The following is a 15,742-nucleotide window of genomic DNA, read 5'->3' as shown; positions in this document are numbered from 1 at the left end:
ACTGCCTCAGGAGACGTCCGTGCTCAGATTCATCGTCCGCCGGCTGCTGCAGCTGGTGCTTGTGATCTTCGCGCTCTCGGTGCTCCTCTTCGCCTGGCTGAAGTCCCTGCCCGGCGGGACGGTGTCGGCGATGCTCGGCGAGCGCGCCACCCCCGAGTCCCGGGAGGCGCTGACCAAGGAGCTGGGCCTGGACCAGCCCATCCCCGTGCAGTACTGGAGCTTCCTCAAGCGGGCGGTGCAGGGTGACTTCGGCGTGTCCAACGGCGTTCAGCCGGGGACGCCGGCACTGGACCTCCTCCTCGAGCGGTTCCCCGCGACGATCGAGCTGAGCATCAGCGCCCTGCTCGTCGCGGTGCTCCTCGCCCTCCCGCTGGGCTACCTCGCGGCCCGCCGTCGTGGCGGCATCCTCGACAACGTCGCCATCGTCGGCTCGCTCGTCGGGGTCGCGGTCCCCGTCTTCTTCCTCGCCTTCCTGCTCAAGTACTGGTTCGCGATCGAGCTCGGCTGGATGCCCGTGTCGGGCCGTCAGGAGGTCGGCAACGCCACCCGGGTCACCGGCTTCTTCGTCCTCGACGGCCTCCTGACCCGCGAGTGGGACGCCTCCCTGGACGCGCTCAAGCACCTCGTCCTCCCCGCGATCGCCCTGGCCTCCATCCCCTTCGCCATGATCTTCCGGATCACTCGGGCGAGCGTCCTCGACGTCCTCGACGAGGACTTCGTGCGCACCGCCCGGTCGAAGGGGTTGACCTCCCGAGTGATCCGTGGCCGGCACATCATGCGCAACGCCCTGCTGCCGGTGATCACCGCCATCGGTCTGCAGACCGGGCTCCTGCTCGGCGGCGCGATCCTCACCGAGACCGTCTTCAACTTCCCCGGCATCGGCAACGCCCTCTCCGAGGGATTCACCAAGCGCGACTACCCCGTGCTCCAGGTGATCATCCTGGCCGCCGCCGGGGTGTACGTCCTGGTCAACCTCGTGGTGGACATCCTCTACGCCGTGGTCGACCCCCGAGTGAGGACGCGATGACCCCGACCCACCGTGACGCGCGCGACCCCGGCACCAAGGGGCCTCGCGGGCTCGGCTCCCGCAAGAAGGAGCGCATCGACGAGCTTGCCGCCACCGCCGGAGCGTCCGGGCCGGTCGACGAGGCCGGCGCGATCGACGACACCGCCGGGGTGAGCCTCATCGCCTCCGCGTGGCGGCGCCTGCGCCGCAGCCCGGTCTTCCTCGTCGGGCTGGCGATCACCATCGCCTTCGTCGTCCTGGCGATCGTCTCGTCCTGGCTGGCCCCGCACGACCCGGGCGAGTGGCTGCTCTACGACAAGGTCAGCCCGCAGTCCAACCCGATCCCCGGACCCGAGCCCGGCTTTCCCCTCGGCGCCGACGACAAGGGCCGCGACCTGCTCTCCCGGCTGCTCGTCGGCAGTCGCCAGACGTTGATCGTCGGGGTCTGCGCGACCCTCTTCGGGCTCGCCGGAGGGCTCGTGCTCGGCACCCTGGCCGGCGCCTTCAGCGGCTGGGTCGACTCGGTCATCATGCGGATCGTCGACGTGATGCTCTCCATCCCGAGCCTGCTGCTCGCCTTCTCCATCTCCGCGGTCGCCAGCCGCCCCAGCCAGTGGACGCTGATCATCGCCATCGCCATCGTCCAGATACCCATCTTCGCCCGTCTGCTGCGCGGCTCGATGCTCGCCCAGCGCAGCAAGGACCACGTGCTCGCCGCCCGGGCGCTCGGCGTGAAGAAGTCAGCCATCGTGCTGCGGCACATGCTGCCCAACAGCCTCGGGCCGGTCATCGTCCAGGCCACGCTCGTGCTGGCCACCGCCATCATCGACGCGGCCGCCCTGTCCTTCCTCGGGCTGGGCAACCCCGACGACCGCAACCCCGAGTGGGGGCAGATGCTCGGCCGCGCCCAGACCTACATCTACGACCACCCGCACCTGGCGTTCTACCCCGCGATCTGCATCATCATCGTCGCCCTCGGCTTCACACTCATGGGCGAGTCGCTGCGCGAGGCGCTGGACCCAAAGAGCAGGAGGTGACCGGCATGACGACCACGACACCCGAGACGGCACGCCGCGACCCGCGCGGTGCCGAGCCGCTGCTGTCCGTCCGCGACCTCACGGTGACCTTCAAGCGGCAGGGCGAGGACCCCTTCGTCGCCGTCGACGGCCTGAGCTTCGACGTGCGCCCCGGGCAGACCGTCGGCCTGGTCGGCGAGTCCGGCTGCGGCAAGTCGGTCACCTCGCTGGCGATCATGGGGCTCCTCCCCGACCGTGGCAACACCGTGACCGGCAGCGTCGAGCTCGACGGCCGCGACCTGCTCACGCTGTCGAACAAGCAGATGCGTGACCTCCGGGGCAGCGACATCGGCATGATCTTCCAGGACCCCCTGTCCTCCCTGAACCCCGTGGTGCCGATCGGGCGGCAGGTCACCGAGGTCCTGGAGCGGCACAAGGGCATGTCCCGCAAGTCGGCCAAGCCGGTCGCCCGCGAGATGCTGCACAAGGTCGGCATCCCCGACCCGGACCGTCGGCTCACCGAGTACCCGCACCAGCTCTCCGGCGGCATGCGCCAGCGCGCGCTCATCGCCATGGCGTTGGCCTGCGAGCCCCGCATGCTCATCGCCGACGAGCCGACGACTGCTCTCGACGTGACGATCCAGGCGCAGATCCTGGCCCTGCTGCGCGAGCTGGTCGAGGAGATGGACACCGCGCTCATCATGATCACCCACGACCTCGGCGTCGTCGCCGGCCTCTGCGACGAGGTCAACGTGCTCTACGGCGGCCGCCTCGTCGAGCGCGGCGACCGGCACCCGCTCTTCCACGACCCGCACCACCCGTACACCGGCGGGCTGCTGTCCTCGGTCCCCTCGCTCGAGGGCGACGCCGCCGAGCGGCTCAACCCGGTGCCCGGCTCGGTGGCCGACAACCTGCCGTGGACCTCCTCGTGCGCCTTCGCGCCGCGGTGCTCCAACGCGATCGAGCGGTGCCGGGAGGAAACCCCGGCCGCGGTGGCGAGCGGCGACCGGGTGTTGCGCTGCTTCAACCCGCTGGGCGGGCAGGCCTCGCCCGCCGAGTCTGAGGAGGACCGCCGATGAGCACGGCTGCGACTGAGCCCGCGAGCGACCGGGCGAAGGGAGACCGCACTAGGGGGGACAAGGGCGAGGTCCTCGTCGACGTCCAGGACCTCAAGGTCCACTTCCCGATCAAGCGCGGCATCATCTTCGACAAGGTCGTCGGTCACGTCTACGCCGTGGACGGCGTCGACCTGCAGATCCGCCGGGGAGAGACCTACGGGCTGGTCGGCGAGTCCGGCTGCGGCAAGTCCACGCTGGGCCGGGCGATCCTGCACCTCGAGGAGTCCACCGAGGGGACCGTCACCTTCGACGGGCAGAGCCTGACCGACTTGGGGGGCGAGGACCTGCGCAAGCGCCGCCGGGACCTGCAGATGGTCTTCCAGGATCCCATGGGCAGCCTGGACCCCCGGCAGAGCGTGGAGTCGCTGCTGGTGGAGGGGATGAAGGCGCACGGCATCGTGGGGGACGCCGAGGCGGCCATGCCCCGCCTGAAGCAGCTGCTCAGCGACGTGGGGCTGCCGGCGGCGGCCCTGAAGAAATACCCGCACGAGTTCTCCGGCGGTCAGCGGCAACGCATCGGCATCGCTCGCGCGCTCTCGGTCGACCCCGAGCTCATCGTCGCGGACGAGCCGGTCTCCGCCCTCGACGTGTCGGTGCAGGCGCAGGTGATCAACCTGCTGGCAGACCTGCAGGAGGAGTACGGCCTGACCTACCTGGTCATCGCGCACGACCTGGCGGTGGTGCGCCACATCTCCGACCGGGTCGGCGTGATGTACCTCGGCGGCATCGTCGAGGAGTCCGACGCCGCAGACCTGTATGCCAACCCGCTGCACCCCTACACCCGTGCGCTGCTCTCTGCCGTACCGGTACCCGACCCCGACGTCGAGGACACGCGCGAGCAGATCCTCCTCTCCGGCGACCTGCCCTCCCCCGCCAACCCTCCGTCGGGGTGCCGCTTCCACACCCGCTGCCCCTGGCGCCAGGAGAGCCGCTGCGACGACGAGCGCCCGCAGCTGCGGCTGGTCGAGATCGACGGCACCACCGGCAGCCACAAGGTGGCCTGCCACTACGCCGAGCAGATCGCCAGCGGGGAGATCCAGCCGCACGACGTCGAGACGCAGACCGAGGACAAGCCCAAGGAGCTGCGGGAGGCCGAGGGCGACGAGGTCGCCGACGACATCCCCTTCACCTGACCAGGAGGCCTGCTCCCCCTTCGCCCCCCGAGCCACCGCTCCCCGACGCGGGCTACCACGCAGTAGTGGTCGTGATCACGACCACTACTGCGTGGTAGCAGGCGGTTCAGGCGAACGGGTTCAGGCGAAGGGGGTCAGGCGAGGGGGGGTCAGCCGCCGGAGGGGGCTCTGGTGTCCGGGCCCGACTGCACGTCCCCGTCGCCGGCGGCACCGGCGGCGACCGCGTCGCTGTTGTCCCGCTCACCCTGACCGGCGAAGAGCGAGTCTTTGCCGCGACCACTGACGTCCTGGGTCTCGATCACCTGGCGGACCTCGGCGAAGTGGCAGCGAGACAGGTGCCCGCCGTCGCCGTCCTGGTGCACCTCCAGCTCCGGGGTGTCGGTGCGGCAGACGTCTTGGACCTTCCAGCAGCGGGTGTGGAAGTGGCAGCCGTCCGGCGGGTTCGCGGGGGACGGGACGTCGCCGCTGAGGGTGATCTGGTCGCGCTTGCCGCGCAGGGTCGGGTCCGGCACGGGCACGGCGGAGAGCAGCGCCTGGGTGTACGGATGCGTCGGGCGGCTGTAGATCTCGTCCTCGTCACCGATCTCGACAAGCCGACCGAGGTACATCACCCCGACGCGGTCGGAGATGTGCCGCACGACCGAGAGGTCGTGGGCGATGAAGATGTAGGCCAGGCCAAGCTCGCGCTGGAGCTTCTCCATGAGGTTGACGACCTGCGCCTGCACCGACACGTCGAGCGCAGAGACCGGCTCGTCGCAGATAAGCACCTTCGGGTTGAGCGCGATCCCGCGGGCGATCCCGATGCGCTGGCGCTGACCACCGGAGAACTGGTGCGGGTACCGGTTGATGTGCTCGGGGTTGAGCCCGACGAGCTCGAGCAGCTCCTGGACCGCCTTGCGTCGACCCTTCTTCGGCACCACGTCCGGGTGGATGTTGAAGGGTTCCCCGACGATCTCACCGACGGTGCGGCGCGGGTTGAGCGAGGTGTACGGGTCCTGGAAGACGATCTGGATGTCGCGACGCATCTTGCGCATCGCCGAGCCGGACTGCTCGTACATCTGCACTCCGTCGAACTCGACGGTGCCGTCGGTCGGCTCCTCCAGACGCATGAGCACCCGGCCCAATGTCGACTTGCCGCAGCCGGACTCGCCGACGATACCGAGGGTCTCGCCCTTGTAGAGGTCGAAGGAGACGCCGTCGACGGCCTTGACCTCACCGACCTGGCGCTGGAGCACCCCACCCTTGATCGGGTAATACTTGCGCAGGTCGCGGGCCTTGAGAACGATGTCGCGGTTGTTCGTGCCGCGATCGCTCGTCGCGCGTTCGGTGGTCTCGAGATCAGTCATCGAGGAGCTCCTCTGCGAAGTGGCAGGCGGACTGGCGGCGGGGCCGGATGTCGCGCAGCGGCGGGCTCTCCTCGCGGCAGACGTCCTGAGCCATGACGCACCGCGGGTTGAAGGCGCAACCCGGCGGGATGCGGGTCAGGCTCGGCGGCAGCCCACCGATGGCGGAGAGGTCCTGCCCCTTCTGGTCCAGGCGCGGGATCGACTCGAGCAGACCCTTGGTGTACGGGTGCGCGGGGGCCGCGTAGATGTCGTCGACGTAGGCCCGCTCGACGATCCGCCCGGCGTACATCACGCTGATCCGGTCCGCCACGTCGGCGACGACGCCGAGGTCGTGGGTGATGAGGATCAGGCCCATGTCGTGCTCTTCCTGCAGCTCCTTGAGCAGGGCCATGATCTGGGCCTGGACCGTCACGTCGAGCGCGGTCGTCGGCTCGTCGGCGATGAGCACCTTCGGGTCCAGCGCGATGGCCATGGCGATCATGATCCGCTGGCGCATACCGCCGGAGAACTGGTGCGGGTAGGCCTTGACCCGCTCCTTCGCCCCGGGGATGTTGACCCGCTCCATGAGCCGGATGGCCTGGTCGTAGGAGTCGGAGCGGTTCATGTCCCGGTGCTTACGGAACATCTCCGCGATCTGCCAGCCGACCGGGAAGACCGGGTTGAGCGAGCTGAGCGCGTCCTGGAAGACCATGGAGATCTCCGGGCCACGCAGCTTGCGCCGCTCGTCCTCGGGCATGGTGAGCAGGTCCTTGCCGCGGTAGAAGATCTCACCCGAGGGAATCTTCGCCGGCGGCATGTCCAGGATGCCCATGACGGCCTGGGCCGTCACCGACTTGCCCGAGCCCGACTCGCCGAGGATCGCGAGGGTTTCCCCCTCGGCCAGGGTGAGGTTCACCCCGTTGATCGCCTTCGCCAGCCCTTCGCTGGTGTGGAACTCCACGAAGAGGTCCCGGACCTCGAGCAGCTGCTCGCCCTGGCGCTCCCACGGCGGCACGTCCGGCTTGGCGATCGGGTCTCCCTTGACCACGGTCGCCGGCTCCTCGCGGTTGGCGTCATCGTGCCCGGTGGTGTCACGAGTGGTGTCGTCGCGGTGGGTGTCGTCCTGCTCTGCAGTGTGCTTGTCTCGTCCGAACATGGAATCACCTGTCTCGGCTCTTGGGGTCGAACGCGTCGCGCACGGCATCGCCGAGCATGATGAACGCGAGGACGCAGATGCTGAGGAAGAGGGCGGGGAAGAAGAGGGCGTGCAGCGTCGTGCCCGAGCGGAGGAACACGAGCGAGTCGTTGATCATCACGCCCCACGAAATAGCCGGCGGGACCAGCCCGATCCCGAGGAAGGACAGGGTCGCCTCCACCGAGATGTAGACGCCGAGGTTGATCGTCGTGACGACGATCGCCGGGGCGAGGGCGTTGGGCATGACGTGCCGCCGGATGATGCGAAGGGGGGACGCCCCCAGTGCCCGCGCGGCCTGGACGTAGTCGTTCGGCTTGACCTGGATGACCGAGCTGCGCATGAGGCGCATGATTGCGGGCCAGCCGAACAGGACCAGCACGAGCACGAGCTGGAAGATCGTGCCGAAGTATCCCTGCAACGGGACGCCGAGCAGCGTGTCCATGCTGCGGGTGGCCGAGAGAAGGATGATGCCGGCCATGAGCAGCGGGATGGCGAAGAAGATGTCACCGATGCGTGAGATGAGGGTGTCGACCCAGCCGCCGAGGTAACCCGCGACGAGCCCGAGGAAGGAGCCGAGGAGCAACGTCCCCGTCGCCCCCAGGACGCCGACGAGGATCGAGGCCCGGGCTCCGTAGATCGTCCGGGTGTAGACGTCGTAGCCCTGGCGGTCGGTACCGAACCAGTGCGTGCTGTTCGGGTCGATCCGGGCGCGGCCCAGGTCCCCGTAGTCGGGGTTCTGGTCGGTGAAGAGACCAGGGAAGATGGCGATCGCGAGCAGCCCGACGATCAGGACCGACGAGATCCAGAAGAGCGGGTTCTTCCGCAGGCTGCGCCACGCGTCGGCGGTGAGGCTGCGCGCGGTGCCCGTGTCGTCGGCGGCGATCGCCGCCGACGAGGACGTCGGGGTCTGCTTCTCGTGGCTCTCGGTGGGCAGCTCGCCACCTTCGCCCGGCTTGTTGTCGTGCAGTGGCGCGTCGTCGTGCTCGAGGCGCTCGTCGGGGTTCGCGTCGTGCGGGGTCTGATTGCGCTCAGTCATGGCTGATCCTCGGGTCCAGGACGCCGTACAGCAGGTCGACGATGAGGTTCACGATGAGATAGACGAGCACCAGCACGGTCACGGCCCCGACGACGGCGATGCCGTCACGGTTGCCGATGCTGGTGAAGACGTAGCCACCCACCCCGAGGATGTTGAAGATCCCCTCGGTGACGATCGAGCCGCCCAGGAGTGCGCCGAAGTCGTACCCGAGGAAGGTGATGACCGGGATGAGGGAGTTGCGCAGGGTGTGGATGCCGATGATCCGCCTGTTCGAGAGCCCCTTGGCCTTGGCGGTGCGCACGTAGTCCGAGCCGAGGTTCTCCGCGATGTTGGTCCGCATGAGACGGGCGATGTAGGCCAACGAGAGCGACCCCAGCACCATCGCGGGCAAGAGCAGCCGGTAGAAGGTTGCGTCCGCCCCGACGAGGACCGGGAACCAGCCGAGCTCCAGCCCGAAGAAGTACTGCAGCACGAAGCCGCTGACGAAGATCGGGATGGAGATGACGAAGAGGGTGCTGACAATGACGAGGTTGTCGATGAACCCGCCTTTTCGCAGCCCCGCGAGGATGCCGGCCAGGATGCCGACCACCGACTGGAAGACCAGGGCCATCGACGCGAGCTTGCCGGTGACGCCGAAGCGGTCCCTGAGGTCCTCGGCGACGGGGATCCCGTACTGGTTCTCGCCGAGGTCACCCTGGAGCACGTTGCCCATGTACTTGCCGTACTGGACCGGCAGCGGGTCGTCCAGGTTGTACTTCTCCCGGAACTCCTTGACGTAGGCCGGTGGGCAGGCCCGCTCACCGCACTTGCCGGCGGTGGGGTCGCCCGGCATGGCGAAGACCATCGCGTAGATCAAGAACGTGGAGCCGAGGACCACCGGGATCATCTGCAGCAGTCGTCGGACGATGTACTTGCCCACGTTCACCTCCTCATCGAGTTCGAGCGCTGGCGCACGGCGTGCGGAGCGCGGTCGAGGCTATCCCAATCTGGTGTGATGCGCGCTACAGGGTGTGCGCGGCACAGTGATGGCCGGCCACCGCACTCGGCAGCCGGCCATCACCGGTGTGTCACCTAGCTCGTCACTTGATCGTGACGGCGCGCAGGTCCGGCACGCCGAACGGCGTGGCGGTGACGTTGTCGACCTTCTCCGACCAGCCGATCATCGTCTTGCCGTACCAGGTGGGGATGGTGGTGAACTCCTCGGCGATGAGGCCCTCGGCCTCCTGGTAGAGGGTGTTCGCCTCCTCCGGGGATTCGGCCGCGGCGGCCTCGTCCATCTTCTTGGCGAACTCCTCGCTGTCGTAGCCGTAGTAGTTCGACCCGGCGTTCTTGCCGTAGATCGGGGCGAGGTAGTTCTCGATGGACGGGTAGTCCATGACCCAGCCCATGCGGAACAGGCCCTTCAGCTCCTCGTTGCCGAGCTTGGTGAGGAAGGTCTTGAAGTCGACGCTCGGGGTGGCGACGCAGTCGATGTCGATCGCGTTCTTGATCGAGTTGCAGACCGCCTCGGTCCACTCCTTGTGCCCGCCGTCACCGTTGTAGTGCAGCTCGAGCTTGCCGTCGTAGCCGCCGCCCTCCTCGAGCAGCTGCTTGGCCTTCTCCGGGTCGTAGGTGCAGTACTCACCGCACGCACCCTCCTTGTAGCCCTCGACGACCGGGGAGACCCAGCCGGTGGCGGGGGTGAAGGCGCCGTTGAAGATCTCCTTGATGATCGTCGGCCGGTCGATGGCCATGGAGATCGCCTGGCGGACCTTGACGTCCTCCAGCTTGGGGTCGACGTTGTAGTTCAGGCCGAGCATCTGGAGGGTGGAGTTCGGCTTCTCCAGGTTGCGGTCGGGCAGGTCGGTCTTGAACTGGTCGTTGACCAGCGCCGAGGCCGGGATCGCCCGGATGATGTCGACCTGGCCGGCGAGCAGCGCGGTGTACTCGGCGTCCTGGTCCTGGAAGATCTGGAAGGTGATCTTGTCGGCGTTGCCACCGAACTCACCGGAGTAGTCCTCGAACTTCTCGGTGACGATCGCCTTGTTCTCGTCCCAGGAGACGAACTTGTACGGACCGGCGGCCACCGGGTTCTTGCCGAAGCCCTCGGGGTCCTCGAAGAAGGAGTCCGGCTGCGGCGCGAAGGCGGTGTAGCCCAGACGCAGCGGCAGGTTGGAGACCTTGTCGGTGGTCTTGATGGTGAAGGTGTAGTCGTCCTCGACCTTCAGGCCGGACATCTCCTCGGTCTCGGAGTCCTCGGCGGAGACCTCGTCGTAGCCCTCGATCGGCTCGAAGAAGTACGCGCCCTGCTGACCGTTCGGGCCGTGGGCGGTGTAGTTCCACGCGTCGACGAAGTTCTTCGCCTTGACCTCGGTGCCGTCGTGGAACTTGTAGCCCTTCTTGAGCTTGACGGTGAAGTTCTGGTTGTCCTCGGTCTCGATCGACTCGGCGATGTCGTTGGACGGCTCCGCCGTCTCCGAGTCGTACTTCACGAGCTTCGCGGTGAGGATGTCGAGGACGTCGCCACCACAGGTCTCGGCCGTGTTGCCGGCGATCAGCGGGTTCTCGGGGTTGCAGCCGCCCATGATGATCTCGCCACCGGACTGGCCCTCGCCGCTGCCGCTGTCACTGCCGCTGTCGCCACCGTCGCTGCCGCACGCGGTCGCGAGAAGCGCGACTGCGGAGATGCTGGCGACGGTCATCGCGCGAGACTTCACTCGCATGGATGTCCTCCTACGTCTGTCCGCCCGTGTCGGCGGAGGGGATCCGGACCGCTGCCCGGCTGATGCCGCAGCCGATCGGCTGCTGTCGCTATCTCAGTAGATGAGAACCCCCTTGCGCCAGAGGGCACGACGTCATGAGACCCAACCGTGACTTGCGCGGCCCGCAGGTCACCGTTCGGTCACGACCCGCGCAGGTCCTCGAGCGAGACCGGGGTCCCCGAGCCGTCGGCGAGGGGGAGCCGCCAGTTCGGGTACTCCTCGTCGGTGCCCGGCTGGTTGATCGCGCGGACGTCGCCGACGAGGTCGGTCAGCGCGACCCCCTTGAGCAGCGAAGCGGTGTCCGCCAGCCAGCGGTGCATCGCCTCGGTCGTCGCCGGGACATCCCCCACCTCGTCCTCGCGGAGGTACCCGGCGGCGACCAGCTCCGCGCGCACCGCCTCGATCGTCGCCTGCTCCTCGGCCCGCTCCTCGGCGAGCGGCCGGGTGAGCAGGCCGAGCCGCTCGCGCAGGTCGACGTGCGCCAGCTCGAGGTAGCCCGCCGTGGGCGGGAGGTCGTGCGTGGTCACCGTCGCGAGGCACAGCCGGCGGTAGTGCGAAGGGGGCAGCAGCCGCCCGTCGTCGGTCCACTCGAACCACATCACGCTGGTACCCAGGACGGACCGCTCGAGCAGGTACTCCCGGACCCAGGGCTCGACGACGCCGAGGTCCTCGCCGATGACGAGCGCCCCGGCGCGCTGCGCCTCGAGCGCGAGGATCCCGATCATCGCCTCGTGGTCGTAGCGCACGTAGGCGCCGTCGGAGGGCTCGCCTCCCTGCGGGATCCACCAGAGGCGGAAGAGCCCGATGACGTGGTCGACGCGGATGCCGCCGGAGTCGCGCAGGACCGAGCGGATCATCTCCGCGTACGGCTCGTAGCCCAGCTCGGCCAGGCGATCGGGTCGCCACGGCGGCTGGCTCCAGTTCTGCCCGCGCTGGTTGAACTGGTCCGGCGGCGCCCCGACCGTCACGCCCTGGGCGAGGGCGTCGCCGAGGGCCCAGGCGTCGGCGCCGCGGGGGTGGATCCCGACCGCCAGGTCGTGGACCACACCGAGGCACATCCCCCCTTCGAGCGCCTCTCGCTGCACCTCTCCCAGCTGGACCTGCAGCACCCACTGGAGCCAGCAGTAGAAGGACACCTCTCCCGCGTGCTCCGCGCGGAAGTCGGCCACCGCGGGCCCTTCCGGATCGCGAAGGGAGACCGGCCAGTCCTCGTCCCACCGGGGCCCGTGGACGTCGCAGATGGCGCACCACGTCGCGAAGCGGAGCAGGCCCACCCCTTCGCTCTCCATCCACCGGCCGACCCGGTCGGCCTGGGCCGGACCCAGCTCGCGGTAGGCCGCGCGCAGCGCGGAGCGCTTGAGCCGCCAGGCCTCGTCACGGTCGAGCACCGCGGAGTCGTTGAGCGGGGCGGCCTGGCCGGCGAGCGCGTCGATCTCGGCCCGTGCGCTCTCGCTCAGCAGCTCGACGCTCGGCAGGGTGCCCATGTCGATGTACAGCGGGTTGACGAAGCGTCGTGAGGCCGGCAGGTACGGCGAGGGCTCGAGGACCCCGCTCGGCTCCGCGGCGTGCAGCGGGTTGACCAGGACGAAGTCGTGGTCGTGCTCGTCGGCGGCCCAGCGGGCCAGCTCCCGGAGCACCCCGAGGTCGCCGATCCCCCAGGTGTCCCGCGAGCGCACCTGGTAGAGCTGGGTCATCAGGCCGTGGGCATCGCCCTCGGCGACACCGGCGGGCAGATCGAGCTGGTGCGGGACCGCGATGAGCCGCGAGAGCCGGGAGTCGGGCCTGGGCAGCGGGCTGTCGCCGCCCACCTCGGCGACGAGCTCGTGGTAGCCCAGTGGCAGGCCGGCGGGGATCTCGAAGGCGGCCTCGCCGACGAGCACCCCGTCGACCTCGACCGGGGGCACGAGATGCTCGAGCTGCTCGAGGTCGACCCGGCCCCCGTCCTCGAGGTCGACGTGCACGGTCAGCGACGCCCCGTCGGCGACGTGCACGTGCAGCCGGTACGGGAAGGCGGTGCGCGCCACGACCGTCGGCGGGAGGGTGCGCCGCCAGGGCTCCTCGCGCAGCCGGGTCAGGCTGGCCGTCGTGGCCTGCTCGGTCGAGACGTCCTCGCCGAGGGCCGTGAGCACCTCCCGCAGGGCGTCGGGCGGGATGACGGTGTGGTTGCCCTTCCAGTCCCAGTACTCGCTCGAGACGCCCTTCGCGTCGGCCAGGTCACGGAGGTTCTGCGGCAGGTCGTCGGTCACGGGGTCAACCCTGCCAGGGTGCGACGCACCCACGCCCCCTGAGGTGCGACGAAGGCGCCTCGAAGGGGGTCAGCCCCTCGTGACGAGCACCGGGCCCGGGCTGACCTCGAGCACGGTCTGGGTGACCGACCCGAGGAGCAGGCCGCGGAAGCCTCCCCGGCCGCGGGTTCCGACGACGACCAGGTCATCGTCGGTCGCGCCCTGGACCAACGCGGCCGCCGGCTTGCCCTTGCGGACCTCGACGGTCACCTCGATGTCGCGGTCGGTGCGCTGCTCGATCGCCGGCGAGACGGTGGCGCCGGAGCGCACGTCGGCGAGCGCCTGGTCCATCACGCCCTGGGCGATCTCGCGGTAGCGGCGCTCGACCTTCTCCCACTGCGGGCTGCCGGGCTCGGTCACGACGACCCCGTCGACCACCTCGATGTGCCAGGCGATGACGGCGGTGACTGGCACCGCCGCGTGCTTGGCGACGTCGAGTGCGGCAGCGGCGGCGGCTCGAGACTGCTGGCTGCCGTCGACTCCCACGATCACGCGGCGCGGCTCCGGGCCGGCGCTCTCGGGCACGAGGACCACCGGCGCGGCGGCGTGCTGGATGACCGCACCGGAGACGCTGCCGAGGACGACCCGCTCGAGCCGGGAGGAGCGGGTGGCGCCGAGCACGACGAGCGCGGCCCGCTCAGCGGCGTCGACGAGCACCCGCGAGGCGCTGCCGGTCGTCGTCGACGTGCTCACCTCGACGTCGGGGGCGATCTCCTTGATGTGCTCGCAGGCCGTCGTCACCGACGACTCCGCCGCCTCGAGCAGCTGGTCGACGACGATGCCGGACGCCGCCGACTCCGGTCCGCCGAACGCGGAGACGCCGACCTCCGCGACGCTCACGACGTGCAGCGCGGTCTTGCGCCGCTGCGCCGATCGCGCCGCCCAGGCCAGCACCGCCCGGTCCTTGCTCGTGCCGTCGACAGCGACGACGACGGCGCCATCAGGGGTGTTGTGCTCTGCCTCGCGTGCCATACCTCATCCTCTCACCAACCGGGCGTGCGGGGGCGTCCACCACGTGGCACGGGGATACCGCGATGTCGCCCCCACCGGCTACCGTCCCGGCCAGCAGACCCCCTTCGCTCCCCCTTCGCGTCGTCCCGACGCCCTCGCCACGAGGAGGCCACCATGCCCCGCTTCACCCACGCCGACGAGAACGGCAGCTTCGGCCGGTACGGCGGCGCCTTCCTCCCGCCGCACCTCGAGGCGCCGATCGCCGAGGTCGCGACCGCGTACCGGGAGGCGATGGCCGACCCCGCCTTCATGGACGAGTACCGCGAGCTGCTGCGCGAGTACGTCGGGCGCCCCTCTCCCCTGTACCTGGCGCGGCGCTTCTCCGAGCGGCTCGGCGGGGCGAAGGTCTACCTCAAGCGCGAGGACCTCAACCACACCGGCTCGCACAAGATCAACCACTGCCTCGGCGAGGGGCTGCTCGCGAAGCGGATGGGCAAGACCCGGCTCATCGCCGAGACCGGCGCGGGTCAGCACGGGGTGGCGCTGGCGACCGCGGCGGCGCTCCTCGGGCTGGAGTGCGAGATCCACATGGGCGGCATCGACGTCGAGAAGCAGCACATGAACGTCGTGCGCATGGAGATGCTCGGCGCGAAGGTCGTCGCCGTCGAGACCGGTGGACGCTGCCTCAAGGACGCGGTCGACTCCGCCTTCGCCACCTACGCGGCCGACTACGAGGACGTCTTCTTCGGCATCGGCTCGGTCGTCGGCCCGCACCCCTACCCCTCGATGGTGCGCGACTTCCAGTCCGTCGTCGGCGCCGAGGCCCGCGAGCAGATCATGGCGAAGGAGGGGCGCCTGCCCGATGTCGTCATGGCCTGCGTCGGCGGCGGGTCTAACGCGATGGGCCTCTTCTCCGGCTTCCTCGAGGACGAGCAGGTGCGGGTGATCGGGGTCGAGCCGGCCGGCGAGGGCCTGTCCGGCGACCGGCATGCGGCGACCATGACGAAGGGGGTCGACGGCACCCTGCACGGGATGTCCACCGTGGTCCTCCAGGAGGAGGACGGCGAGCCCTCGCCGGTCCACTCGATCGCCTCCGGCCTGGACTACCCCGGCGTCGGTCCGCAGCACGCCTGGCTCAGGGATGTCGGTCGCGCCGAGTACGTCTCGGTCACCGACGAGGAGACGCTCGAAGCGTTCTCGCTGCTCTGCCGCACCGAGGGGATCATCCCGGCGCTGGAGAGCTCGCACGCCCTCGCCCACGCGATGAAGATCGCGCCGGAGATGTCGCCCGAGCAGGTGATCGTCGTCAACCTCTCCGGGCGGGGCGACAAGGACGTCGACTACATCGCCGAGGTGATGGGCTCGCGCTGACGCGCGAGGGCATCACCACGCGAGGGCGTCACTGCGCGAGAGCCTCACTGCGCGAGGGCGTCCCTGCGCGGCCGGACCTCCATCGCCGTCGGCAGCGCCCCGGACTGCAGCGAGAGAGCGATGAGGTCGGCGCCGGCACCGGAGGCGGGGTCGACGATGCGCTGGCCGGTGAGCTCGTCGGTGGAGTAGCTCGCGTCGGCGCCGCACTCCCGGGTGAAGGTCGGGGCGATGAGGACCTCGCGGTCGAGGACGAAGGCGACCAGGCGGGACGCTTCGTCCGTCGCGCACATGGCCGACTCCCGGACCTGCCCCATCGTCGGCACCGCCTCGTCCGCCCGGGTCAGCGTGAGGGCCTCCTCACCGCCCCCTGAGTAGGCCGCTCGGGCCTCCCTTCGCCGCCACTCCGGCAACGACGACCGGGGCGGCCGCGCATCCCGTGAGCAGGACCGCGATGACGAGCGCAACCGATGCGCGCAACCACACCATGGCCGCGACGGTAGGAGCGCGGACTAACTATTGGGGACGGCGGCCGGTCCGGCCGGTGAACTGCACCCGACAAGAACCA

Annotated in this window: 13 protein-coding genes; 5 read left to right on the top strand and 8 right to left on the bottom strand. The window is 69.6% G+C overall.

Annotation, left to right across the window (positions count from 1 at the left end; genetic code table 11):
• The first annotated feature begins 19 nt into the window (after positions 1–19).
• From FB557_RS04270 to FB557_RS04255, 4 genes are read left to right on the top strand one after another with little or no spacing between them, the layout of a single operon-like run.
• On the top strand, positions 20–1,027 hold the full coding sequence (locus FB557_RS04270; RefSeq protein ID WP_144855827.1) for an ABC transporter permease: 1,008 nt from the start codon (positions 20–22) through the stop codon (positions 1,025–1,027).
• Complete coding sequence (locus FB557_RS04265; protein ID WP_144855825.1) at positions 1,024–2,043, top strand: ABC transporter permease; 1,020 nt, start codon at positions 1,024–1,026, stop codon at positions 2,041–2,043. Before FB557_RS04270 ends, FB557_RS04265 begins: the two co-directional genes overlap by 4 nt.
• Before the next feature lie 5 nt (positions 2,044–2,048).
• Positions 2,049–3,101, top strand: a complete 1,053-nt coding sequence (locus FB557_RS04260; RefSeq protein WP_144855823.1) for an ABC transporter ATP-binding protein — start codon at positions 2,049–2,051, stop codon at positions 3,099–3,101.
• The gene (locus FB557_RS04255) at positions 3,098–4,273 is read left to right on the top strand and encodes an ABC transporter ATP-binding protein (RefSeq protein WP_144855821.1); all 1,176 of its coding nucleotides are present in this window, start codon (positions 3,098–3,100) and stop codon (positions 4,271–4,273) included. The genes FB557_RS04260 and FB557_RS04255 overlap by 4 nt, the downstream gene beginning before the upstream one ends.
• A 149-nt stretch (positions 4,274–4,422) precedes the next feature.
• Here the strand turns inward: FB557_RS04255 and FB557_RS04250 are convergent, their stop codons facing one another.
• The 7 genes from FB557_RS04250 to FB557_RS04220 all read right to left on the bottom strand — a co-directional run bounded on the left by FB557_RS04250 (position 4,423) and on the right by FB557_RS04220 (position 13,827).
• The gene (locus FB557_RS04250) at positions 4,423–5,619 is read right to left on the bottom strand and encodes an ABC transporter ATP-binding protein (RefSeq protein ID WP_144855819.1); all 1,197 of its coding nucleotides are present in this window, start codon (positions 5,617–5,619) and stop codon (positions 4,423–4,425) included.
• A complete protein-coding gene (locus tag FB557_RS04245) occupies positions 5,612–6,754 on the bottom strand; it encodes an ABC transporter ATP-binding protein (protein ID WP_144855817.1) in 1,143 nt (380 codons plus the stop codon). Before FB557_RS04245 ends, FB557_RS04250 begins: the two co-directional genes overlap by 8 nt.
• A gap of 4 nt (positions 6,755–6,758) precedes the next feature.
• The gene (locus FB557_RS04240) at positions 6,759–7,829 is read right to left on the bottom strand and encodes an ABC transporter permease (protein WP_144855815.1); all 1,071 of its coding nucleotides are present in this window, start codon (positions 7,827–7,829) and stop codon (positions 6,759–6,761) included.
• Complete coding sequence (locus FB557_RS04235; RefSeq protein WP_144855813.1) at positions 7,822–8,748, bottom strand: ABC transporter permease; 927 nt, start codon at positions 8,746–8,748, stop codon at positions 7,822–7,824. Before FB557_RS04235 ends, FB557_RS04240 begins: the two co-directional genes overlap by 8 nt.
• Positions 8,749–8,908: 160 nt before the next feature.
• Positions 8,909–10,510: a peptide ABC transporter substrate-binding protein gene (locus FB557_RS04230; RefSeq protein WP_246074386.1), complete on the bottom strand. Its 1,602-nt coding sequence runs from the start codon at positions 10,508–10,510 to the stop codon at positions 8,909–8,911.
• Between the two features lie 200 nt (positions 10,511–10,710).
• Complete coding sequence (malQ, locus tag FB557_RS04225; protein WP_144855809.1) at positions 10,711–12,816, bottom strand: 4-alpha-glucanotransferase; 2,106 nt, start codon at positions 12,814–12,816, stop codon at positions 10,711–10,713.
• 69 nt (positions 12,817–12,885) lie between these two features.
• Positions 12,886–13,827 carry a universal stress protein gene (locus tag FB557_RS04220; protein WP_144855807.1) on the bottom strand — a complete coding sequence of 314 codons (942 nt, stop codon included), beginning with the start codon at positions 13,825–13,827 and terminating at the stop codon, positions 12,886–12,888.
• Between the two features lie 153 nt (positions 13,828–13,980).
• On the opposite strand from FB557_RS04220, the gene trpB reads away from it, so the two are divergent.
• Complete coding sequence (gene trpB / locus FB557_RS04215; protein WP_144855805.1) at positions 13,981–15,177, top strand: tryptophan synthase subunit beta; 1,197 nt, start codon at positions 13,981–13,983, stop codon at positions 15,175–15,177.
• Between the two features lie 44 nt (positions 15,178–15,221).
• On the opposite strand, the gene FB557_RS04210 is transcribed toward trpB, so the two are convergent.
• The gene (locus tag FB557_RS04210; RefSeq protein ID WP_144855803.1) at positions 15,222–15,587 is read right to left on the bottom strand and encodes a hypothetical protein; all 366 of its coding nucleotides are present in this window, start codon (positions 15,585–15,587) and stop codon (positions 15,222–15,224) included.
• Between the last annotated feature and the right edge of the window lie 155 nt (positions 15,588–15,742).

Origin of the sequence: Marihabitans asiaticum (genome assembly GCF_007828725.1) — a bacterium.
GTDB classification, from domain to species: domain Bacteria; phylum Actinomycetota; class Actinomycetes; order Actinomycetales; family Dermatophilaceae; genus Marihabitans; species Marihabitans asiaticum.
Note: the sequence above shows the minus strand (reverse complement) of the source record. Positions and strands in the feature narration are given on the sequence as shown.